We start from the raw sequence: 21,260 nt of genomic DNA on the forward strand, positions 1-21,260 counted from the left end.
TCTTCCTATTCACCAACGGCTTTATCCTACTTGGCCCTATAAAGGAAAAAAGAGAAAAGCAGGCGCTTTTCTCTTCCTCTTTGTGATTTTGTGGCGAGCTTGGCGTTCAGACGATTTCCCAACTGTGAGTCATCTCAACACCAGCACCCAACATCAGGCAAACGGAGCAGTATTTTTGCAGCGAATCGGCGGTGACCTTTTCCACTAACGCAGGATCTAACGCTTCCCCAGAAACGCTAAAATGAATGTTGATCGCAGTAAAAATGCGCGGCGCGGTGTCACGGCGCTCAGTCGTCAGCTTCGCACTGCACGCGGTCACTTTCTGTCCTGCCGATTTCAGGCCATCGACCACACCCCCCGAGCTGCAACCGCCAGCAGCCATCAACACCATCTCCATTGGGCTTGGTGCTGTGGCACCACCATTGCCATCCATCACTACCGAGTGCCCCGATTGCGATTGACCCAGAAATTTAAAATCTTCAACCCACTTCACTTCAGCTTGCATGGCTTCCTCTTTTTTATCGTGACGTTACAAGGGCCTAATTTAGCTAGCTGGTGAGTGAAGGCAATGGAAATTTTCTTTTCGCTGTAATTTTTTTGCTGCCTCTTCGTTCTTATTACGTACAACAAGCGAAAACCTTGAGGTAAGTATGAAAAAGTTGACTAAGTTCATTTGGCTGGTGCCGATGATGTTTTCACTTCTCGTCATCGGCTACAGCAATATCGGCGTGGCCGATACGATGAAAAATGACGCCCACGGCAAACTGCAAACCGCCACACTGGCGGGCGGCTGTTTTTGGTGTACGGAATCAGATATGGAGAAACTCGACGGCGTCTACGATGTCATTTCGGGTTATTCGGGCGGCGATGTGGTCAATCCAACGTACCGCCAAGTCTCTTCGGGCAAAAGCGGCCATTTAGAAGTCATTCAGTTTCAGTACGATCCAAAAGTGGTGAGCTACGAAGCGGTACTGGATTACTTTCTTCGCCACATTGACCCCACTGACGATAAAGGCTCCTTTGTTGATCGCGGCCCACAATACCGTCCGGCCATTTTTTATCACAATGCCGAACAAAAGCGTATTGCGCAGCACTTCTTAAAAGAGGTCGATGAAGCCAACATCTATCCCGCGCCACTGAAAACCGAGTTGATTGAGTACAAAATCTTCTATCCGGCAGAAGAGTATCATCAGGACTACTACAAAAAGAGCAGCCTGAAGTACAAGTATTACCGCTATGCTTCTGGCCGCGACAAGTACTTGGACGAGGTGTTTGGTGATGAGCGCAATGAGCAGCCGAAAACGCTTCGCCAGCTGATTGATGAACAGCAGCAGATCAAAAGCGCCAAGCCCTACAGCAAACCGTCGGATGCAGAAATCAAAGCCAAATTGAGCGAGCTGCAATACTACGTAACGCAAGAAGACGGCACAGAGCGCGCGTTCCAAAATGAGTATTGGGATAATAAACAACCGGGTATCTATGTGGATGTGGTCACCGGAGAGCCACTGTTTTCTTCAACCGACAAATACAAATCAGGCACCGGCTGGCCGAGTTTTACCCAGCCGATCAATCCCGCTTATATTGTCACTAAAACCGACTACAAGCTGGTGTACCCACGCACCGAAGTCAGAAGCCGCTACGGTGATTCCCATCTCGGGCATGTGTTTGAAGATGGCCCAGCGCCAACGGGCTTAAGATACTGCATGAATTCGGCGGCGATGCGTTTTATTCCGGCAGCCGAACTCGAAGCAAACGGCTACGGAGAATACGCTGCACTGTTTGAAAAATAAGCCCTTTTGCTGAAATGGCAGAATAGCGGTCAGGCGCGTCTTTTATCGTTGCCTGACCGCCGATTTTCCCATTCGCTATGACAATGCTCGTACGGTAACTTATTGAACTCTTCTATCTCCGTTGCACATTTTGTCAAGGCAATGCATTACCTGTGCACAAAGTCATAAAATACATTGATTGACTCAGCAATATTTTTAATAATCGCTGTTCAAAAAATGGCAAAAACTCCAGCATCTCAATCGTTCATCCGCTAATCTTAGCAGTATGATTGTTTAGCTATCGTTAAAAGCATAATTAGAATGACAAGCGACGACTTTAAGAAATCCACCGCCAATCTCAAAAAAGCGGTCCCCTTGATGATTAAAAATCATGTAGCAGCGACGCCTGCTAATTACGCGCTTTGGTATACCTACGTCGACAATGCTATTCCCCAGTTAAACCAAGAGCTAGACACGGTGTTGGAAAACTTCGGCATCTGCCCACCTGCCACCAGCGAACAGCTCTACCACAGTTATGTGGCGAGTAAAACGGAAACCAGCCTGCGAGAGCTCAAAGACAGCATCGAGATCTTGCTCGGTGAGATCGCCAGCTCCATGTCGGATACTCTCTCCGATACGTCCTCTTTTACCGCCTTGGTGGACAAAAATTTCAGCAAGCTGGAAAAAGTCGAAGATGAGGGGCTGAGTATTGAAGAGGTGATGGGGGTGATTCGAGAACTGGTGTCTGAATCACGAGAAATTCGCCACTCGACCCGATTTCTTAGCAGTCAGCTCAATAACGCCAGCACTGAGATCTCACGCCTCAAAGAGCAGCTTGCCGAAGTGCAAAAAGACGCGCTATTTGATGGCCTGTCGAGCCTCTACAACCGCCGCGCATTCAATAACGATCTGCGTGCTTTGGTGAACGCTGAACAGAACATTAGTTTGATCTTGCTGGATATCGACCATTTCAAATCATTCAATGACAACTACGGCCATTTGTTTGGCGATACCGTGATCCGCGCCATCGCCAAACGTCTGCAAATGAGCTGCCGCGAAGGGATTACCGCGTACCGATTTGGCGGTGAAGAGTTTGCGCTGATCGTTCCTAACAAGTCGCTGCGCATCGCTAGACAATTCGCCGAATCACTGCGGCGCAATGTCGAAAAACTGAAAGTCAAAGATAAACGTTCCGGAAAGCAGGTGGAAAACATCACCGCGTCATTCGGTGTGGCTGAATGGAAAACGGGTGAAACGCCAGACGATTTTATCGATCGCACCGATAAACTGCTCTACGAAGCAAAACAGCTTGGCCGAAACCGTGTGATGCCACTTTAATCACATCACGGCTTTAATCGCGTTGCTACTTTAATTACGTCAGTGAAATAACGCTGCTCAGCACTCTAACCAGCGATTTTCTACTCAGACAAAAAACCCCGGAAAAGCACACTTTTCCGGGGTTTTCTCATTTTATACTTAGATGCTGTAGCAGTAGCTCAGAATGTAGTCTTCACCATTTTTCGCGGTGTACTCTTTATCTTCACTGCTTGCCATTGGCTTACCATTCACATCCCCTTTCACAAGGCTAATCCAGTGACGCATCGCGGTGGGGGCATCGCCAGTTAACGACGGGCTGAATGTGGTGCGCGTTTCCAGTTGGATGTCATCGATTTCAATCAATTCAACACAGCCTGTCCCTTTGTGACAACCCAGCATCACTTCCACATGGCTACCTGTTTCATCACGCAGCAGGATAGAGCAAGGATCTTCTTTTCCACCAGTAAAGGCGACAAAGTGCTTGGGAGAGCGCAAGCCACTGTGCGTACCGTCCGCAAAATAAGCCATCAGGTGGCGATAGTCGATCACGTAGCTGGTGACGTCTTGATGTGAACCATTTTCCAGCGGGAAAAGGCGATCAAGCAGTTGTTTCGCTTTCAGTTGCTTCTCATTTTGTTCGCTTGAGCTCACCGCTTCGACGGCAAAGACGGCTTCTGCGATAAATGGGCGGTGTTGTTGTTGGATATCATTTTTATCGAATCTAAGCATATTCATCGTCTTTCCCTCTTAGAAAATCTCATTCCTTTTTTGCTTCTGGAGCAAAAACTTTAAACTTGCGTTTGGTTTCTAACAATTCTGTGAAGTGGAAGGTTTTTTTCCTTGCCTGCTCACTATGTAGACTAGCGAATTTTTTACTACAATTTCACAACAAAAATTTTACAATGTGAATTTTACAAAATGTCTGTGTCAAAAAGCTTGATTCGCCAATCGCATTTTCTCGGAACCAAGATTAGGAACCTAAGAAAAAACAACCATTTAACTATGGAAGATCTCTCTGCACGCTGTATTCGCATCAATCCTGAATACGCGCCATCGGTCTCCTACCTCTCGATGATCGAGCGCGGTAAACGGGTTCCGAGCATCGATATGCTGGAAGTCATTGCCGAAGTGTTTCAAAAAGATCCCGCTTGGTTTTTGGATGACGAGCCCGAATTAGAAGCGATCACGCCCAACAAAGGTAATCGTGGCGGGTTAAGTGGCATGGCGCTTGAGCCCAGCTTTTTGTTCTCCAATGACATTTTACAAATCGCAATTCCGGAAATGCTCTCGCAAACGGGCATCACTGGGCGACAGTTTGCTCATCTGCTGATCCGCGCTCATCAGGAAGCGAACCAAAACCACTTCCCGGATCTGGAACGTGCCGCGGAAGAGATCGGAAAAAAACGCCTCAATATGTCGGTGGAAGATCTCATCGATATCGCCAAAAGCTTGGGAATGGACATCCGCTGGATAAGCCGCACGCCGAAAGATGTGGTTGACGAGCTGGGCGTTAACGCCAAACAGTTGGTGACTTCCTTTATGGAACCGCCGAGCACCATTTATCTCAACAGCATGATGAAAGAGTATCCAACTCGGCTAAAGTACGATTTAGCGGTGTACATAGGTCATCGCATTTTGCACAGTGCCGACAGCGTGAAAAGCGTTCTCTCAATTGGTCATCAAAACCACTGGGACCAAGCCGACGATCTCTCTCCGACATCCGACCTCAACTCCCAAGATATTCTGCTGGCGTGGCGTGATTTTGAATCCAGCTTTTTTGCAGGAGCGCTGCTCTGCCCGAAAGTACCGTTTCGCCAATTACTCGATCGGAGCGGCTATGAAATCGACGTGCACAAGAAGGCCGGGGTTTCTCCCTCTGTTGCCATGCGCCGCATGACGGTAGTCTCGCCTTATCCTCATTGGCATTATTTCGATGCGTATGGCCCCGGTAAACTCAAAGCGGTGTATCGCGGTAACGGCATCCCGCTGCCTTGGGGAAACATGCGCACGGTAAACGATCCGTGTCAGCATTGGGCGGTGTTTCGTAAGCTGTCTGAATCACAACCGGGGAGCTCTGCTCAGCTTTCCATTCTCAATGTTGGCAATGAGCCTAGGTTGTACTGCTGCGAATCGGTGAATGTGGTTGATCCTGCTGGCAATAATCGCGTGCTTTGTGCAGGCATTGATCTCAACCCGGCGATCAACGCACAGGGTGGCGATGCGATTGAAATCGCAGAAGAGTTAAAGCGTTTGTGCGTTAACCATGGTGGCAGTAGCGAAGTGCCCTACCATATAAAGAAAGATCTGACGACGATTGCCAAAATACTCAATATCAAGTGGATAGAACGAGGTATCAACGCACCCGCTCGCTTGATCTGCTCCCGCGGAGCGGTGTGCCCGCGCCAACCAAGCTGCTACGCAAAATGTGGTGAGGAATAATTTTAAGCAAATCGGCAAATTGCAGATAAAAAAGAGGCCAAACACAAGCAAGGTGTTTGGCCGTTTATACGTGTGAACAATCTGTGTCCACTAACAACGTCAGTTGGCTAGGTGACCCTCGGCTTAATAAGGGTCATACTAGGTAAAGCACGATGCGTGCCAAAAAAATAATTGTCTAAAAGGTCTATTTTTGTGCTGAATATCGTTGTTTTACAGATATTATTTGCATATCGCATTCTCAATTTGCAAAGACAGCGCATTATGCCATCGAGTGCATTGTTAATAGTTAAAATTATTAGTTAATCGTATTATTATGCTCGTCTTATTTCATTCTGGAAATGTGTGACATTAACGACGTTCTCCCTTGTCCAGACACAACAGCCTTTTAACGTCACCTTTACTGACTAGGCAGGTCAAAATTCACCAATCGGCTTATTAATCAATAACAGAGAATGCCTTGCTGCCAGGCGAATGGCTTGAATGAGATAGTGAAAGGGTATCAATCTGAAATGCAGGAGATGCAAACTCAGCTCAGCGCGTTCAAGCTTTAGTGGCGTAACAAGCCAAAGCTCGCTTTTAGCTCACCAAAGAACTGGCCGCTTCACGCTGCAGCTTCTTCTCCAGATACATACGATCATCCGCTTCTTTGAGCATGTCATCAAAGTTACGCAAGTCGTGGTGGAAAAAAGCATAACCAATACTGACGTGCAGGTAGATCAACTCACTCTCATATACCACCGGGTTGGCGCAAAGAGCGGATTTCAACTTTTCAATCAGTTGTGCAATGTCTTCCTGCTTTTGCACTCGCGGCAAAATAATTAAAAATTCGTCGCCACCAATCCGGGCAATAATATCGGTGGAACGCAATGTGCTTTTTACTCGCTCGGCACAGGCAAGCAACACTTTATCCCCCGCCGCATGACCAAACGTATCGTTGATGTGTTTAAAGCGATCTAAGTCGAAATTGATCACCGCAAAAGTCTCATCTTTACCCAATTTTTGCGCGTGTCTGAAATAGCGATCCAGTGAATACATGAAGTAACGCCGATTGGGTAACCCTGTCAATTCATCGTGCAGGGAGCGAATGCGAGCAATGTCGTACAAACGATAAATGGTGATGAAAACCAGCCCAAGTAAAAGCAGAATTGGATAACCCAGCAAACGAACAATATTCAGCTGATACCATGGTACGCCCGCCAAGAATTGCTCATTTTTCGCCACAGCCAAAACCCAGCCACCATACGGAAAATTCACTTTTTCGCGAACAAACGCTAAGTCGTAGGTCTCTTGCTCTCCCCAGAAAATATCGCCATCCGCCCCTTGGCTATCGTAGCCTTTGATCGCCAATTTGTACTTGTAAGCAAAACTCACTAAGCCCACATCGGTGAAAAGGGAATCGAGGTTTAAGACTGCACTACACACCCCCCAGTACTGCGTATTGAGCGGCGGATCGCTAAAGATGGGCACTCTGGCTATCAAGCCTCTGCCACCTTGAACCAAGTTCACTGGACCAGCAATAAAGATCTCAGCGATGTTTTTTGCTTTCAAAATAGAGGCCCACTGCTTGGGCACCGTATGATAATCAAGGCCAAGCACTTGCTCGTTGCCAGACAGAGGATAAACGTAATTCACCACGTCATCTTTGGCTAACACGACGTTTTTGAGGTGGCGTCCTTTACGAATGATTTTGGAAGACGCTTCGTTGAGCGCCTGAACATTACTGCTAGGATGAAGTGAAACCAACGTCGCTAAACTACTAACAATATAAATGTCAGAAACAATCGTCGCTTCCAGCTTAGACCGAATCGCTGAAAGTTGATCTTTTGCTTCTCGCTGCAAATGATCTTCCAACACTTGCAACTGATTGCGATTGAGTACTTCAACCACACCTGCTGAGAGCACAACAAAAAGAAAAAACAGCAGTTTTATGCCCCACTGTTTATCGAACGTGTACTTCATCTAAGCCCCTGTCCACGCCTAAGAGATAGGTATAATGATCAATAAATCGTTATTATTGTTAAAAAAGTTACTATGTATAAGAATAAACCAATCTGGTTAATAATAGTAAGCATATTTCACGAGTTTGAATTTTCGGACAACTTATGACGCAGCAACCCTCTCTGTTCCATCACGATAAATGGTTTGCCATTCGATCTGCTGGGCTTTTGTACTGGGATCCGCAATTCCTTTCTCCTAGTCAGGCACAGCGCTATTTTCATCGGTTATACACTGAGCTCCCTTGGGCCCAAGAAGCGATCACTCTGTTTGGTAAACAAGTGCTCCAACCTCGTCTGCAGGCTTGGTGTGGGGATGCCGTCTATCGTTATTCCGGTTTAACCATGCAACCCTCCCCTTGGACGGATGGTCTTCTAGAACTCAAACAACGCTGCGAGTTGGCATCTGGGGCGCAGTTTAATTCCGTACTCGCCAACCTCTACCGCAACGGTCAGGATTCCATGGGCTGGCATCAAGATAATGAACCAGAGTTAGGCAAACACCCGATTATTGCGTCACTGACTTTGGGCGAATCACGCCGTTTCCTACTGCAACACATCGAGACCAAAGAAAAAATCGAGTTTGAGCTGCAAGCGGGTTCTTTGCTTGTTATGGCAGGCACAACACAAACCTATTGGCGTCATTGCGTACCGAAAACGGCCAAATCCAAGGCGGAACGCATCAACCTGACGTTTCGGCACGTCAATCCTACCGTTTATTGACCAAGCAATTACATTAACCCAAACCATAGCTGCTAGAGTTCAATTTATCAAAGTGATAACAGGACAAGGTTATGCGTTTTAAAATCGGATATTTGGCTGTGTTGGTATCGGCCTGTGCTGCATTCCACACCAACGCGAGTGAAGAAGTTACTCCACTGAGTTTTGAACAATCAGCACAGCAGATCAAAACAACCTACGAAAGCCAACTTTATACCTTACCCGCTTATGCCGAAGGCCATTACGGTCAGCGTATGTTTCGCCAAACCTTAGACAGCAAATACGCTGCCGCGGTTTGGAGCGATTTAGCCAGAGTGGCCAGTCGGCTCAACTACTTTGCCGCAGAGGTGCACAAACCTGAGCAAATTATTCTCTATGCAGAGAAACGTTTGACTGGCTATATGGACGAAACCGATGAGCGCAGCAGATTACGTTATACCGCAACCAAGCATATGCCAGAGTATCTCTATCTTGGCGTCGATCTTATCGGCTCAATGGCTCGCGCTGACGAATATGGATTAGCTCACCGACAAGACGACAAACTGCGTGAAGTGATCCGCCGCTATGATTTTAAGAAATATGCCACCGACTCAGACATGATTAAGGCTTGGGCTGCGCAGCTAGCAAATCAAGTTTACTGGTTAAAGCAGCTTGGTGAGCAAGATGTGGTGAATGATTTTATTCAAGCATTTCGCCGTACTTACCCAGATGCAAGCGATAAAAACTCACGCCTCAGCAATATGGCAACAAGTTGTATGGCATGACGCACATTATTTTTGCCGATTCTGAATATTACCAACATCAAGTCGATGAGAAGCAGCATCAGTGGATTTACGACTATTTTCGCGACAATATTGATACCATTTTGCTCCGGGTGAAAGAGGATATCATCGCCGAAGTCGGTATCAGCTTTCTGCTCGCTGGCCTCGAAAATGACCCTGTGGTCGAGAAGACCCGCCAAGCGATTCAAGCATCAATAAATCGCGAGAAGGGCATGATTCCCTCAGTTTCCGGTGAGTTCGACCTAAAAAGTGGTGAGCATCGCAATGTGTTGGCCATCATGCTGCTGGATTGGCAGCAAGTGAATGCAGCACCAACGGTGACGAGCAATCCAAAAGTATTTTCCTCCATTCCCTACGGTTTGGTCGCGAACAAAGAGAAAGCCAAACCTTAAACATCGCTTTCGTTCCACACCAGCAAGCGAGTTGGTGTGGAGCGATTGAATCGACTTTATCGATACCTACTTCAGCAAAAGTCTGCTCGATATTCCTCATCGCCAACTTCAAATAAATGAATGGTGATTCATCACCTTAGACATTCATCCATGAAATAAGTATGTGCAAAATTGCCTACACTAGTCGCACACTACTCACTGTAATAAAATGTATTTATTGAATAAAAACTGGATCTTAACGACTTTGAAGCGAATATTTTAATTATTAATAACGCATTTTCTAATCACTTTGTTAATATGACTCACCCGCTTTGTTGAGATAAGGATGGTACATGGCAGAGCTCACGGATAAAAAACTGCTGACCCTCATCACTTATGCCCCCGCCGCCATCGTCGCTGTTTTTGCCTTGCTATGGACGGCATTGTCCGTTCGCGATGTGATGTTGCATTCCGAGCAGGAGTTAATTTCTCTGCGCGCCGATTTCCAACAGCGACAAAGCACTCAGCTCACCAGTCAGGTCGAATACGTTGCTCAGCAAGTCGACTATGCGCGTGAACTGACTGAAGAGCAGTTGGAAAGTACCATCCGTGAACGCATTTACGAAGCGCACAAAATTGCCACGCGCATCTACGAAAGCAACCGCCATCTCCCTGAAGCCAGCGTGACGAAAATGATCACCGACGCACTGCGTGATATTCGCTTCAATCAAGGCCGTGGCTATTTTTTCATCTACAAAATTGACGGCATGAGCATCATGCACCCGCTGCTGCCTAAAGTTGAAGGCACCTCTTTGTGGGATTTTAGAGACGTGCGTGGCAGCTACATCGTGCGTGAAATGGGTGAGCAGGTAAAGGCGAATGACGAAGCCTTTTACCGCTGGTGGTTTGTCAAACCCGACAATAAAAACCACGAGTTTGAGAAAATCGGTTTTGGCAAGTATTTCGCGCCTTATGACTGGTTCATCGGTACCGGCGATTATGTGGTCGATGTGGAAAACGACATCAAAGCCACTGTTCTCAAATGGATAAACAACCTACGCTTTGGTGATTACGGCTACGTGTTTGTGATGGACGAAAAAGGCACTGTCTTGTCGCACATCGACCCGAACATTATTGGTCGTAATGCCCTGCAAGGGGAGAGCGAAGCAAGCCCATCGGATGCTGCGCGTCTTGCCAAAGCCGACCACCAATTTGTTACCTATCAAGCGGCCTACTTGCCATCGGGTTTGGATGATCAAACCAAAACCAGTTACGTAATTAAAATCCCAGCATGGGGCTGGACCATAGGCTCCGGCGTGTATGAGCAAGTCAGCCAAAACTACCTCAAGCAAAGAGAGTTACAGGCGAAAAGTGAAGGGCAAAGTACCTTTAGGCAAATGGCGACTCTGGGCAGTGCTACCATTGCGATTGTTGCGCTGTTTTCACTGGGGTTAAGCCGTGTGATAGCCAAACGCTTCCAGCGTTTCCAGCGGCGTATCAATCAAGATTTCAAACAGTTGAAACAGACCAAAGACCAACTGGAATACATCGCCCGCCATGATGAATTGACCGGGCTGCCAAACCGTTCTCTGCTCCATGAGCGCATTCGTGAAGGCATTGAGAAATCAGAACAGCAATGCTGTCAGTTGGCGGTGATGTTTGTCGATCTGGATGATTTCAAGAAAGTGAATGATTTGTACGGCCACTCGGCAGGCGATCGCTTGCTCAGTGAAATTGGCAAGAAATTTGAGGCGTTCCTCGAACCAGGCGATTTTGTCGCACGTTTTGGCGGCGATGAATTTATTTTCTGTTTCCCTTGTCTTGACAACTTGGCGCAAACCCAACAAAAAGTGGAAAAAATCAAACAGGTTTTTCGTCAGCAGTTCGTCATTGACAATAAAGTCCTGTTCACAAGTTGTTCGATTGGCGTTGCTGTGTACCCGTCCGACGGCCACGACCCTGAAGAACTGATTTCCAAAGCCGATATCGTGCTCTACAAATCAAAAGCGCGGCAAAAAGGCGATGTACTGTTTTTCGATAGCAGCATCAACTTGCAAGTCCAACATGATTTCTTACTTGAGCGTGAATTGCGTGGCGCAATCGAACGCGGTGAACTGTATGTGGTTTATCAACCACAAATCGAGACCGAAAGCGGTAAGTTACATGGCGTGGAGAGTTTACTCCGCTGGCACAACCCTCAACTAGGACATGTTTCGCCGATTGAGTTTATCTCGCTGGCTGAAGAAATTGGCCTTATCAACCAATTAGGGCAATTTGTCATCCATCGCGCCTGCGAAGAGATAAGCCAGCTCTTTCCGGATGGCGATTCTGACTTAACCTTGTCGATCAACATCTCGCCGATGCAACTGATCAACGACGCTTTCGTCACACAGTTGACCGAAGCCGCAGCGCGTTACCAAATTGCCAACCATCGTATTACGCTGGAAATTACCGAAAACGTGCTGATCAACGACATGCCAAAAGTGAAACCGATCATTGAGCAGCTAAAAGAACTCGGGTTTACCATCTCACTCGACGACTTTGGTACCGGCTACTCCTCACTCAGCTATCTGAGTCACCTCACTCTTGATGAAATCAAGGTTGACCGCCTGTTCATCGACAAAATGCTCAATTCTGAGCAGAGCGATTCTTTAGTGAAAGCGATTATCGCCATCGCTCGTTCTTCTGAAATGAGAGTGGTTGCCGAGGGGGTAGAAACCGAGGCCCAGCGCCAAAAGCTCAAAGAATATGGCTGCGATATTTTGCAAGGCTATTTGATTGAAAGGCCAATCAGTGCGCAGCTGCTCGCTGAAAAATACACCACACCCGCCAAATAGAGCGAGAAGAGTTCCAAGTGTGAGTTTTCGTGGTAACACTTGGACTTCGCCACTACTCATTCAGACTATCAATGCGAATCATCACCGCATCAGGTCGCCAATATTCAAATTCGCAGTCGATTAACTCACCATCTTGCTTGTAGTTAACTCGACATATCTTGAGTACAGGCTGCCCTTGGGCCAAATTGAGCGCTTTGGCTACGTGGGCTGGTGCTGAAGTCGGAACCACCTCAAAGCGTGAACGGTGAGTCTCGTAACCATATTTCTGCCGATAAAGCCCCGTCAAGGAGCCTGTCAGATTCTCCTGCAAGATGGCGGGGAAGAGCGCTGCTTTAAGCACATTTTCCACAAACAGCACCACACGTCCATCAATAAAACGTAGCCGTTCAATCACATAAATTGGTGTCGTTGCCTCTATTTCAAGCACGTTGGCGTACTCACCACGCGCCATTTCGCGGCTCACATGCAGCAAACGGGTTTCAGCAATACGATGCTGATCTCGCACCATTTGATGAAAATGCGAGCGGGAAAGAGGGTTGTAACAAATTCGCTCCGGTGAGACATACCAACCGCGGCGCTCTTCACGGTATATCAGCCCTTCCGTTTCCAGTGAGACCAAAGCGTCTTTGATGGTGATACGCGTGGTAGCAAAGAGTCCACTCAATTCGCGCTCTGAGGGCAACTTTTGCCCTTGAAACCATACGCCAGCGTTGATCTGTGCGCGAATGGTGCTTTTTATCCTGCCTAGTTGAGTGGTTTGTTGAGTGCTCATTGCTGATCGAGTCCATTGCGTTTTTCTTTAACAAGGTAAAGCGAGCAGATAACAGAAATATGACGCTGGGTTAAGTTGGGCAATCACCGTCGTTTCGCGTCTGACCTCCATACAGATTTCACAAATGTGATAATCATTTTCTCAACCGCTCAATTTGTAGTCTATTCTAAAAGTAATGCACGGCTTATCTGTATGATAATCTAAGACTTTAGAGGTGGTAATGAGTGGTTCGGCCTTACACGTGATGTTCATTGACGACGATGAGCTGATGCTAAAAGCAGCAGGTAGGATGCTGCGCCGTCTCCGGCCAGATTGGCATTTCACCTTGGTCAACGACCCTCGATGCTGGCAAGAAGCCGCCGCAGAAGTCGACCATCAACCCGAGCTCATCATCAGTGATCTGCTGATGCCAAACCTTCAGGGCGATGAGCTGTTAAAGCAAGCAAGCCAAATCTACCCAGATTCCATCCGAGCGTTAATCACCGGTGACACCAGCAAAGAAGCCAGTGTTCTGCTCAATTCTTCGGTACATTTCATGCTTCCCAAGCCCTTTTCGGAGGAAGACTTCGTTCATGTGCTCAATAGTGCCGAACGGCTCAAACAGATGCCCTTTTCCACTGCGTGCCGGGCCAAGCTTGCTGAGATAGAAGATCTGCCTGTGTTGCCTCGCACTATTTTGCAAATTAGACAATGCATTCTCCGCCCGGAAGCATCGATACAGGACGTGTCAGATCTAGTAAATAGAGAGCCACCATTGGCAGCAAGGCTGGTACAACTCGCCAATTCGGCCTATCTCGGTTTTCAGGTCAGAACAAGTTCACTCACTGAGTCTATCAGACGCCTTGGCTTGGCGATGGTCGAAGCGGTTGCCAACATAATGCTCACGCAGAAAAGCTTTAAACAGCTCGATCCGCTTATTCATCAACAAATCGTCAACCGCTATCTCAACGCCGCAGAAAAAAGCAAAGCCTTATCTGAACGTCTTCATCTGCCTACCCGAGAGCAAGAAAAGATCTATCTCATGACGCTATTCTGCTCGATTGGAGAGTTGGTATTGCTAGAAAAAGGTGCTGCACCCGATCAATTAGAAGAGTTTTACTCATTTGAATGCGGCTACAAAGACAGCCTCGTGATCTGCAGCTATATACTGATATTGTGGGGCTACAGCGTTGATATGGCGGAGAGCATCCTTCGCATTGGTCGAGAGCAAGATCTTTCTGGCAAGAATATCGATAGCCAAGTTTTATTGCTCGCCATGCGCTGGATGGAGTCAGAAACGAGCAACAGTATGGAGACATTTCTGCGCTCCTTACCTGAACAAAATAAAAATGTCATTGAATCGATTTTAGCCGATACGCCTTAAGGAGAGTGATATGTCGATATCTGTAGCTGTGGTTGATGATTCAAAAATGTCGAGAAAGGCGGTTATCCGGGCACTGCCCGAGCAATTTAAAGAGAATCTTCATGAAGCGCAAAATGGCGAAGAAGCAATTCAACTTTATAAAGATGGCAAAGCCGACGTGATGTTTTTGGATCTGACGATGCCCGTGATGGATGGGTTTATGGTGTTGGCTGAACTGAAAAAAATTGCCGCGAGAAATTTTGTTTTTGTCATTAGTGCCGATATACAGCCGACCTCTCAGCAAAAGGCGCTGGAGCTGGGCGCGGTTAAATTTCTCCAAAAGCCTCTAGAGGCACCAGAGCTGGAGTCTGTTCTAAAGGAGGTCGGTTTACTATGAATCATGCATTTACACCCGACCATGAAGATTCGCTAAAAGAATTTCTCAACATATCGATGGGCAAAGCGGCCAATAAATTGGCCAACTTACTCAATTTGCACGTTACGCTCACGGTGCCCAATATCAGCATTGCCTCTCATGAAGAGCTCAACAACATTCTAAAGCAAAACCAAGAGTACTATTACACCCAGCAATCGTTTTTTGGCCAAATGCAAGGCGAGGTACTGACCCTTCTCAGCCGAAAAGGGGGCAAGGAACTGGCAAAAAATATGTGGCGTCTTGATGATAACGATGCCCTTTCCGATAACCTCCTCGCCGACTGCCTTTTGGAAGTATCTAACATCCTTTCTGGTGCCAGTATTCAAGGGTTGTGTAACCAGATCGAACTGAAAGCCAGAGTTCAACCACCGGTTCTCTTGGATCCTGACGATTTCACTCTACCAAAAGATAAATGGCAGCATACGATTATTTTGCAGGTCTCGTTTCTCATTGAGTCCTTTGAGTTCGAAACCAAAACCGTGATTTGCTTTGCAGACAGCGGCTTTAGTCAAGTGATTGAAAAGCTAGATGCATGGATATAGCAGGGAAAAACATGTCGAATATCAAGCCAAAATTGATGCTTTCTGATCTGGTCAATCAGCTCTCTGTCGCGATTTGCATCGTTCGTCGTGATTACACCATTGCCATGGTCAATGAGTACTTTGTCACGCGATCGAAAGCGACAACTAGCGAATTAGTCGGCCAAAATCTGTTAGACAAATATCCAGAATCGCAGCATTTCCTCAAACGGAAAATTGACACTGCCTTTATGATTGAGTCACCCACTTTCTCATCTTGGGAGCAGGCTCCTCATGTTTTGCCTTTTTACACTTCGCGGCCAATTTCCGGTTCTGAAGACCGAATGTTTCAGAATATCGAGGTTCTGCCTATTCACAACGACGACGGCTCATTGGAACACGTCTGTCTTTGTATCCATGATGTCACCCTGCAAGCCGCTCAGCACCATTCCCTAAAAGAGTTGACCGTCAAGCTGAACAATGAACAGCATCAACTCGAAGATGCCTTAAATAAGCTAAAACTGGCACAAAGCCAGTTGCTACAATCAGAAAAAATGGCCTCGATTGGTCAACTCTCTGCGGGAATAGCGCATGAGATCAATAATCCAATCGGCTTTATTACTTCTAATTTACAGACATTGGAGGATTATTTTTCGACGGTAAAAAATCATATTCAACAGCTAAACACATTGATAAATAATTGTGAGAGTGAAACGATTATCGAAAGCAAAGAGAAAGCAGAAAAGAAAATTAATCTTACCTATATTCTCGATGATCTTTCGGATCTTATTCAAGAATCTTTGGAAGGTTCGGGCCGGGTCATGGCTATTGTTAAAAACCTCAAAGAGTTTTCTCATATAGACAGTTCTGAGTGGAATTACAGCAATTTAGAACACGGACTAGAGTCGACACTTAAAATCATAAATAATGAAGTAAAGTACAATATTGAGGTAGAGAAACACTTCTCGAAAGGCGTTCCTGAAGTATATTGCCAACCAATGCAAATAAATCAAGTCTTCCTCAATATACTTGTCAACGCCTGTCATGCGATCGAAGGGAAAGGGAAAATATCTATTTTCCTCGATAAACACGACGATGATTCTGTCTCGATTAAAATTGCCGATACAGGCAGTGGAATTCCACAAGAAATTCTAAGTTCCATTTTTGATCCTTTTTTCACCACTAAACCAGTTGGCTCTGGCACAGGATTAGGGTTATCCGTCTCTTACGGCATAGTCGCCAAGCACAAAGGGAAAATCGAAGTTGAGAGTGAAGTAGGAAAAGGTTCAACCTTTACGATTCTGCTCCCTATCAATCAAAAACCACAGCAGGACACTTCGAAGTAGAAGATGGATGGACACTTATGATCGATTATGCAGAAATACTCCTTGTCGATGACGAACCGCTGATCCTAAAGTCTTTGGAACGGCAATTGCGACGAAAAGTTGGGCATATCTACACTGCTCAGTCAGGGGCTGACGCCATTAAGATTTTAATGCAAAATCAAAATATTAATCTGGTGATTACCGATTTTAGAATGCCTGAAATGGACGGTTCAGAACTGGTGGCAAGAATAAAATCTGACTTTCCTGAAGTAGCCACCATCATGCTCTCTGGGCAAGCAGATTTCGAGCGGGTGACCAATGCCTTTAATACTGGTGCACTGACACGATATTTAGGAAAACCTTGGGACAACGATGAACTAACCTCGGTTATCGAAAATGTGCTAGATATCCAAAGTAAAACACGAAACCGAGACAGACTCACTCAACTTAAAAATATTTTTGCTTTAAATAACCATATTGAAAAAATAAAAGAGTACCGTTGCAAACCTTGGCTTTTAGTGATGCTGGATATTCAATCCATGCGAAAATTTAATGACCAGTATGGCGTCATGGAAGCAAATGACTTTATTCATGATATCGCCAAGGCCATCCCTAAATCAGAAAAACTCGTGTGGTATCGCTATGAAGATAAATTTTTCACCTTTGTTGAATACCATCACTCTGGTTACGAGTTAATATTCAATCTAGAGGAGTCGAGTTTTGCATCATCAAAAATTGAAACACGTATTCAGGTTAGTATTTACCTAAGCGATGCCTACTCGTGGAATACGATTTGTGCGGAAGAAATTGCCCGAAGAAAACTCGACGCATCACCTATCGATAATCATACCTATTGGCTAAACGATCAATTACCGAACCAAAACGTTAGAGAATTTTCCGAATTATCACTAATTATCAAAGATCTTCGCTCAAACAATTTCGTCGCTTATTTTCAACCTCAATTAAATCTGGCAACCGGTAAAATTGATTGCTGTGAAGCACTCGCCCGCCAAAAGGGAGAACATGGGAAGATCTTAAACCCCGCACAATTTTTACCTTTGATGGAAAAATATGATTTATTGGATAGATTAACCGAGCGCATGCTTAATCAGTCGCTACAGTTAATCTCACGGCTCAAACAACAACAGCTTTCAATCCGTGTTAGCGTGAATGTCACTGCCGCACAAGTTGAGTCCGGCTATGTAAAACAGTGTCTGCACAATGAAAACGGTGAGTGGGTTATAGGGATAGATCTGTTAGAACTTGAAATTCTAGAGACAGAGAAAATCGTCTCTTTTCCTAGGATGAGTGAACAGATCAAACTGCTGAAAACCGCTGGCGTGCGCTGCGCAATCGACGATTTTGGCACGGGTTACTCTGGTTTTGAATCGCTAAAAGAAATCCCTTTTGATGTGGTTAAAATTGATGGACGCTTCATCCGCTGTTTAGGAGAGAGTGAGTCCGATGACGTTATTTTGAAATCCATCACAGATAGCGCAACTTCGCTAAATATGTCTATCGTTGCCGAGTGGGTGGAAAATAAATTTCAGTATAATTATTTAAAAGAGCATGGCTGTACTCGAATACAAGGATATTGGGTTAGTCCTCCACTACCTTGTGACGATTTTTTAACGTTCCTCGCTAGTTATTAAGGAATCATCTATGAACGATACGGCAGAAAAAGATCCCCTTGATAGTGCGGAAGAGAGCACGAAGCTGTCTATTCTGCTGGTCGATGACGAAGCAGACATTCTCAAATCCCTCACACGGGTGCTGAGATTCGATTACGACGTGGTGAGTTTTACCAGTGGCGTAGAAGCGCTCGCTTATCTTGATCAAGACCATCCCCCGATCATCATTTCTGACATGCGCATGCCTGAAATGGACGGCGCCGAATTTCTTCGTTTAGCACGTGAACGTAGCCCTGATTCGATCCGCCTTTTACTGACGGGTTACAGTGATATGGAGTCTACGGTAAGAGCCGTCAATGAAGGCGGCATACACACCTATCTTTCCAAACCTTGGGACAATCAGCTACTTAAAGAAACCATCGCAAAAGCAGCCGAATTATTTCAGTTGAAAAGAGAGAAGCGAGAGCTGACGGCTGCATTGGCCGTGAAAAATGTTGAACTAGAGGAACTCAATCAAAGCCTTGAAGAAAAGGTGAAAGAGCGGACAGAAATGTTGGAATTAGCCAACAAGAAATTACAAGCGCTGCTCAATAGTCGCACCCAAACCTTTAAAGATATCTTAGCGACGCTCTCAGCGATTATTCAACGAGCAACGGGCAACAATAACGAACACAGCTTACGCATCGCTGAAATATCGCGAGCAATCGCCAAAAAGCTCCATCTCAGCGACAGTGAAATCTCGCATATCTATCTCGCTGGTTTACTGCATGAGATAGGCTTAATTCGCTCCGTTGAAGAGGAGCCTATGGAGCTCAACTTAGAACAAAATGAAGAGCAAAATAAAGAGCTTCCCCACCTTCCGCATTGCAACCCAGTGGTCGGAGCCGAGCTCATCAGTCAGATAAAACGTTTTCAACCTCTCGTAGAGATCATACGCCATCAAGACGAACACTTTGATGGGACAGGCACGCCAGATCACCTGAAGGCGAACGCAATTCCTGTCGGCGCACGCATCTTGAAGATAGTGAAAAGCTATGATTTTCTCGTCGCCAATATGCGTAATCCCCATCGGATGAAAACCAAAAGTGCGAGACTATTTATTAAAAGCCAAGCGGGTGAAATGTTTGACCCAGATATCGCGGATCTGTTTGTCAAATTCGCTGAGAAGCAGATGGCTGATATTGATATTGATCGCTGCGTCAGCCTAGAAGAACTCAAAGTGGGCAGTGTTTTGAAGGAAGATTTATATCTGCCTAACGGCAAGTTGATGCTCACAGCAGGCAGCAAAATTACATACCATATGCTGGAAAAATTAAAAGAGATCGAGAAAGAAACTCACCTGCCTTTAGCCATCTTTATCTAATTTTTACTAATTCAGGGCAATATTGATCAGTTAGGTTATTGGCTGATTTTCGTCGCAGCAACACAGGGAAGAGTGAGGGTAACAACAGCACCATGCTCTTCCCTATTTTTAATCTCAATTTCACCTTCATGATGCTTAATAATATCGTAACAATAAGTTAGCCCCAAGCCCATCCCATGCCCAACTTCTGCTGTGGTAAAAAAGGGATCAAACAAACGCTTCAACCACTCGCGTTTTATTCCGACACCATTGTCTTCAATATCGACAAGGCAGAAATTGCCTATCTGCTTTGCCTTAATCTGAATATGTCCATTTCTGTCTTTCAAGCAAGAGCACGAATTAACCGCATTTTTGATCAGCTCGATAAAAAGTTTAACCAATTCACTGTTTGACCCTAATACGAGAGGCGCTTTAGTCACCGATGAATGAATATTTATTTCCACATTCTTTGCAACTTGTATGTTTGACAGTGCTTGATGAACTAACTCAAACAGCTCGATTGGTTGAAAGTCTGTGCTACCTTCATGACTATTTGCTGAGTATTTCTGCAATGCATCGACCAAACCTTTCACTCTATCAACGCACTGTTTGGTCTCCAAAAGACACTCTTTAAAATCTTGGTGAAGATATTGTACATGATGGTTCTTTTCCCATTGTTTAAGTACTTCGAAATCAACCATTTTATCCTGCTCTTTCAGTAAAGCGATCCAATTTTGATAAACGGAAAGATATTCAAGGCTCACTTGCAAATTGCTATTTACAACCCCAATGGGGTTATTAATTTCATGGGAAAAGCCCGCCGCCATAGTACCAATTGAGGCCATTTTTTCCGACTCCACCAGCTTCTCTTGTGTCGATTTAAGTTCTTGATTCAACTTTGTTAACTTTCTATTCGACTCAAGCAAGGCTTGCGTTCTTTGCGCTACTTTGCTCTCCAAGGATTCGTTGGCTTGCTCAAGTTGCTGTTGGTATTGAACGGTTTTCTTCTCCGAAATGGCGAGCCTTTCCACCATATTGACAAAGGCTTGAGATACAGTAGATACCTCATCTTTACCCGCAATATTCAAATCGACTTCTCTGTGACCATTAGCGATCTGGTCTGCGGCATCTCTCAATTGTGTCAAACGCTTAGTTAAATAAGCCCCCAAAATATAGGAAAACAAGGCGACCAACGACATTTCACCCAAGACAATAATAGCTGTCCACTTCTGCGCTTCCTTGATCTGGCTATTCAGTTTCGTCATGTCAAAGCCAAGCCAGACCGAACCAAAGGTGATTCCCGCCTCTCTAATGTCTTGTTTTACATCAAATATGCCATCTTTTACCTGTTTGGAGGACTCTTCTAAAATTCGCACACTGTAGCCACTTGGGGTTTGACCTTGCTCTGAGAGCAGTTGTCCTCCCTCGCCAAATACCGCGACATAGACAATGTCACTTTCGGTCACCAGCTCTTGGGTGAGCGATTCAATGGTCGCTAAGTCGTATGACAACACCGCATTCTTGACGGTGTATTCCAGCAAGCGCGTCGTTGATATAACCCGTTGATTGAGGCCGTCATAGTTCGTGGTTTTCAAATAGTTCAAGGTCAAGGATACCAAGATCGCTAGTGAGATTGCCTCAATCAGTGCAACACCTATGATCGTT

At 45.7% G+C, this 21,260-nt stretch carries 16 protein-coding genes and 1 pseudogene; 12 read left to right on the forward strand and 5 right to left on the reverse strand.

Annotation, left to right across the window (positions count from 1 at the left end; all coding sequences use genetic code 11):
- Positions 1-106: 106 nt before the first annotated feature.
- A complete protein-coding gene (locus tag UF06_RS00645; RefSeq protein ID WP_045568716.1) occupies positions 107-505 on the reverse strand; it encodes an OsmC family protein in 399 nt (132 codons plus the stop codon).
- A gap of 145 nt (positions 506-650) precedes the next feature.
- Here UF06_RS00645 and msrB point away from each other — a divergent pair, with 145 nt between their 5' ends.
- Positions 651-1,790, forward strand: a complete 1,140-nt coding sequence (gene msrB / locus UF06_RS00650; RefSeq protein WP_045568717.1) for a peptide-methionine (R)-S-oxide reductase MsrB — start codon at positions 651-653, stop codon at positions 1,788-1,790.
- 300 nt (positions 1,791-2,090) lie between these two features.
- On the forward strand, positions 2,091-3,107 hold the full coding sequence (locus UF06_RS00655) for a GGDEF domain-containing protein (RefSeq protein ID WP_045568718.1): 1,017 nt from the start codon (positions 2,091-2,093) through the stop codon (positions 3,105-3,107).
- Positions 3,108-3,245: 138 nt separating this feature from the next.
- On the opposite strand, the gene UF06_RS00660 is transcribed toward UF06_RS00655, so the two are convergent.
- Entirely contained in the window at positions 3,246-3,821 is a 576-nt protein-coding gene (locus UF06_RS00660; protein ID WP_039441250.1) for a malate synthase, read from the reverse strand.
- Positions 3,822-4,004: 183 nt separating this feature from the next.
- Between UF06_RS00660 and UF06_RS00665 the strand changes: the two genes are divergently transcribed.
- Positions 4,005-5,525 carry a DUF3612 domain-containing protein gene (locus tag UF06_RS00665; protein ID WP_045568719.1) on the forward strand — a complete coding sequence of 507 codons (1,521 nt, stop codon included), beginning with the start codon at positions 4,005-4,007 and terminating at the stop codon, positions 5,523-5,525.
- 576 nt (positions 5,526-6,101) lie between these two features.
- On the opposite strand, the gene UF06_RS00670 is transcribed toward UF06_RS00665, so the two are convergent.
- On the reverse strand, positions 6,102-7,484 hold the full coding sequence (locus UF06_RS00670) for a diguanylate cyclase (RefSeq protein ID WP_045568720.1): 1,383 nt from the start codon (positions 7,482-7,484) through the stop codon (positions 6,102-6,104).
- Positions 7,485-7,627: 143 nt separating this feature from the next.
- Between UF06_RS00670 and UF06_RS00675 the strand changes: the two genes are divergently transcribed.
- The 3 genes and pseudogenes from UF06_RS00675 to UF06_RS00685 all read left to right on the forward strand — a co-directional run bounded on the left by UF06_RS00675 (position 7,628) and on the right by UF06_RS00685 (position 12,229).
- On the forward strand, positions 7,628-8,242 hold the full coding sequence (locus UF06_RS00675) for an alpha-ketoglutarate-dependent dioxygenase AlkB (RefSeq protein WP_045568721.1): 615 nt from the start codon (positions 7,628-7,630) through the stop codon (positions 8,240-8,242).
- Positions 8,243-8,313: 71 nt separating this feature from the next.
- A pseudogene (locus tag UF06_RS00680) lies at positions 8,314-9,413 on the forward strand (DUF3541 domain-containing protein).
- Positions 9,414-9,745: 332 nt separating this feature from the next.
- Positions 9,746-12,229 (forward strand): cache domain-containing protein, encoded by a 2,484-nt coding sequence (locus tag UF06_RS00685; RefSeq protein ID WP_045568722.1) that lies wholly within the window; start codon positions 9,746-9,748, stop codon positions 12,227-12,229.
- Positions 12,230-12,281: 52 nt separating this feature from the next.
- On the opposite strand, the gene UF06_RS00690 is transcribed toward UF06_RS00685, so the two are convergent.
- Positions 12,282-13,001, reverse strand: coding sequence for a UTRA domain-containing protein (locus UF06_RS00690; RefSeq protein WP_045568723.1), 720 nt, complete (start codon positions 12,999-13,001; stop codon positions 12,282-12,284).
- A gap of 220 nt (positions 13,002-13,221) precedes the next feature.
- Here UF06_RS00690 and UF06_RS00695 point away from each other — a divergent pair, with 220 nt between their 5' ends.
- From UF06_RS00695 to UF06_RS00720, 6 genes are read left to right on the forward strand one after another with little or no spacing between them, the layout of a single operon-like run.
- Entirely contained in the window at positions 13,222-14,364 is a 1,143-nt protein-coding gene (locus tag UF06_RS00695) for an HDOD domain-containing protein (RefSeq protein ID WP_045568724.1), read from the forward strand.
- Positions 14,365-14,374: 10 nt separating this feature from the next.
- Positions 14,375-14,740, forward strand: a complete 366-nt coding sequence (locus tag UF06_RS00700; RefSeq protein WP_045568725.1) for a response regulator — start codon at positions 14,375-14,377, stop codon at positions 14,738-14,740.
- Positions 14,737-15,321: a chemotaxis protein CheX gene (locus UF06_RS00705; protein WP_045568726.1), complete on the forward strand. Its 585-nt coding sequence runs from the start codon at positions 14,737-14,739 to the stop codon at positions 15,319-15,321. Before UF06_RS00700 ends, UF06_RS00705 begins: the two co-directional genes overlap by 4 nt.
- An 11-nt stretch (positions 15,322-15,332) precedes the next feature.
- Positions 15,333-16,643, forward strand: a complete 1,311-nt coding sequence (locus tag UF06_RS00710) for an ATP-binding protein (RefSeq protein ID WP_045568790.1) — start codon at positions 15,333-15,335, stop codon at positions 16,641-16,643.
- Between the two features lie 17 nt (positions 16,644-16,660).
- The gene (locus tag UF06_RS23115; protein ID WP_052702481.1) at positions 16,661-18,274 is read left to right on the forward strand and encodes an EAL domain-containing protein; all 1,614 of its coding nucleotides are present in this window, start codon (positions 16,661-16,663) and stop codon (positions 18,272-18,274) included.
- 10 nt (positions 18,275-18,284) lie between these two features.
- A complete protein-coding gene (locus tag UF06_RS00720; protein ID WP_045568727.1) occupies positions 18,285-19,616 on the forward strand; it encodes an HD domain-containing phosphohydrolase in 1,332 nt (443 codons plus the stop codon).
- Between the two features lie 35 nt (positions 19,617-19,651).
- Here UF06_RS00720 and UF06_RS00725 read toward each other — a convergent pair whose 3' ends face one another.
- A complete protein-coding gene (locus UF06_RS00725; protein ID WP_226972211.1) occupies positions 19,652-21,199 on the reverse strand; it encodes an ATP-binding protein in 1,548 nt (515 codons plus the stop codon).
- Positions 21,200-21,260: the final 61 nt, after the last annotated feature.

Source organism: Vibrio sp. S234-5, assembly GCF_000960595.1.
Classification (GTDB): Bacteria; Pseudomonadota; Gammaproteobacteria; order Enterobacterales; family Vibrionaceae; genus Vibrio.

Excerpts from the sequence above, each read along its gene's own strand:
- UF06_RS00655 (WP_045568718.1), top strand. The coding sequence starts at position 2,091 with ATGACAAGCGACGACTTTAAGAAATCCACCGCCAATCTCAAAAAAGCG.
- UF06_RS00670 (WP_045568720.1), bottom strand. The coding sequence starts at position 7,484 with ATGAAGTACACGTTCGATAAACAGTGGGGCATAAAACTGCTGTTTTTT.
- UF06_RS00700 (WP_045568725.1), top strand. The coding sequence starts at position 14,375 with ATGTCGATATCTGTAGCTGTGGTTGATGATTCAAAAATGTCGAGAAAG.
- UF06_RS00675 (WP_045568721.1), top strand. The coding sequence starts at position 7,628 with ATGACGCAGCAACCCTCTCTGTTCCATCACGATAAATGGTTTGCCATT.
- msrB (WP_045568717.1), top strand. The coding sequence starts at position 651 with ATGAAAAAGTTGACTAAGTTCATTTGGCTGGTGCCGATGATGTTTTCA.
- UF06_RS00695 (WP_045568724.1), top strand. The coding sequence starts at position 13,222 with ATGAGTGGTTCGGCCTTACACGTGATGTTCATTGACGACGATGAGCTG.
- UF06_RS23115 (WP_052702481.1), top strand. The coding sequence starts at position 16,661 with ATGATCGATTATGCAGAAATACTCCTTGTCGATGACGAACCGCTGATC.
- UF06_RS00685 (WP_045568722.1), top strand. The coding sequence starts at position 9,746 with ATGGCAGAGCTCACGGATAAAAAACTGCTGACCCTCATCACTTATGCC.
- UF06_RS00660 (WP_039441250.1), bottom strand. The coding sequence starts at position 3,821 with ATGAATATGCTTAGATTCGATAAAAATGATATCCAACAACAACACCGC.
- UF06_RS00690 (WP_045568723.1), bottom strand. The coding sequence starts at position 13,001 with ATGAGCACTCAACAAACCACTCAACTAGGCAGGATAAAAAGCACCATT.
- UF06_RS00720 (WP_045568727.1), top strand. The coding sequence starts at position 18,285 with ATGAACGATACGGCAGAAAAAGATCCCCTTGATAGTGCGGAAGAGAGC.
- UF06_RS00705 (WP_045568726.1), top strand. The coding sequence starts at position 14,737 with ATGAATCATGCATTTACACCCGACCATGAAGATTCGCTAAAAGAATTT.
- UF06_RS00645 (WP_045568716.1), bottom strand. The coding sequence starts at position 505 with ATGCAAGCTGAAGTGAAGTGGGTTGAAGATTTTAAATTTCTGGGTCAA.
- UF06_RS00665 (WP_045568719.1), top strand. The coding sequence starts at position 4,005 with ATGTCTGTGTCAAAAAGCTTGATTCGCCAATCGCATTTTCTCGGAACC.
- UF06_RS00710 (WP_045568790.1), top strand. The coding sequence starts at position 15,333 with ATGTCGAATATCAAGCCAAAATTGATGCTTTCTGATCTGGTCAATCAG.